Source organism: Pseudaquabacterium terrae (genome assembly GCF_013266755.1).
Lineage (GTDB): Bacteria > Pseudomonadota > Gammaproteobacteria > Burkholderiales > Burkholderiaceae_C > Pseudaquabacterium > Pseudaquabacterium terrae.
Window position 1 is genome coordinate 1 of record NZ_JABRWJ010000055.1, and the last position, 1,334, is coordinate 1,334.

Below are 1,334 nucleotides of genomic sequence, written 5' to 3' on the forward strand. Positions count from 1 at the left end.
TAGCAGGCCGTTGAAATACCAATCGACGTCGCCGTCTGCGCAAGCGAAGATCGGTTCAGTGATTGACGAGGGGTGAGCCGCCGATGCGAGGAGCCGACAGCTACAACGAGAGCCTGTTCACGACGGTGAAGCTGGAGGACTTTGTCCCGGCCACGCACCCGTTGCGACCGATCCGCACCTGGCTCAACGACGCGTTGGCCAAGATGGATGCGAAGTTCTCGGCCATGTACGAGGCTGACATCAAGGGCGGTCGCCCGAGCATCGCGCCCGAGAAGCTCATGCGCGCGATGCTGCTGCAGGTGCTGTACAGCGTGCGCAGTGAGAGGCAGCTCGTCGAGCAGATCCAATACAACCTGCTGTTCCGCTGGTTCGTCGGCCTGGCCATCGAAGACACCGTGTGGAACCACTCGGTCTTCAGCAAGAACCGCGACCGGCTCATCGAACACGATGCGGTCACCGAGCTGTTCAACGCGACGGTGGAGATGGCCAGCAAGCGCGGGCTGCTGTCTGGTGAGCACTTCAGCGTGGACGGCACGCTGATCCAGGCCTGGGCCAGCCACAAGAGCATGCGGCGCAAGGACGGATCGGACGATGGCCGCCCGCCCGAGGACTGGCGCGGTGAGCCGCGCAGCAACGACACGCACGAGTCCACGAGCGACCCGCAATCGCGGCTGTACCGCAAGAGCAACGCGGCGCCTGCGCTGCCCAGCTACCTGGGACATGTATTGACGGACAACCGCCACGGACTGGTGGTCAACGTGCAGGCCAGCACCTCGGACGGCACGGCAGAGCGCGACGTCGCTGCGCAGATGCTGACCGACGTCGCAGGTCCGGGCAAGCGCGTGACGGTGGGTGCTGACAAGGCGTACGACACCAAGGGCTTCGTCAAGGCGTGCCGCGAGATCAACGTCACGCCGCATGTGGCTCAGAACATCAACCGCACCGGTGGCAGCGCCATCGACGGGCGCACCACGCGACACGCCGGCTACGAGGTCAGCCAACGCAAGAGAAAGCGCATCGAACAGTGCTTCGGCTGGGGCAAGCTCATCGGCCCAATCCGCCAGGTGATGGTGCAGGGACTGGATAAGGTTGACCAGCTTCTGACGCTGACGATGGCGGCCTACAACCTCACGCGGCTGCGAACCTTGGCGCAACTGCGCCCGCAGTGTGCCCAATGAGCGGGGAGAAGGCCGAAATGACCTCGCCCACACGCTCGAATGGCCGCGAAACAGGCCAGTTGAGGTCGCTCCGGCGGCACCGACGGGCTGTATGACCTTGCCAACCGGCGTAGCGATGGTGGAACGCGCTTTCATCGGCGGTAATTCAACGGCCTG

Annotated in this window: 1 protein-coding gene; it reads left to right on the top strand. The window is 64.3% G+C overall.

The features are described 5' to 3' along the window. Positions 1–83: 83 nt before the first annotated feature. On the top strand, positions 84–1,178 hold the full coding sequence (locus HLB44_RS36670) for an IS5 family transposase (RefSeq protein ID WP_173135815.1): 1,095 nt from the start codon (positions 84–86) through the stop codon (positions 1,176–1,178). Positions 1,179–1,334 lie beyond the last annotated feature (156 nt).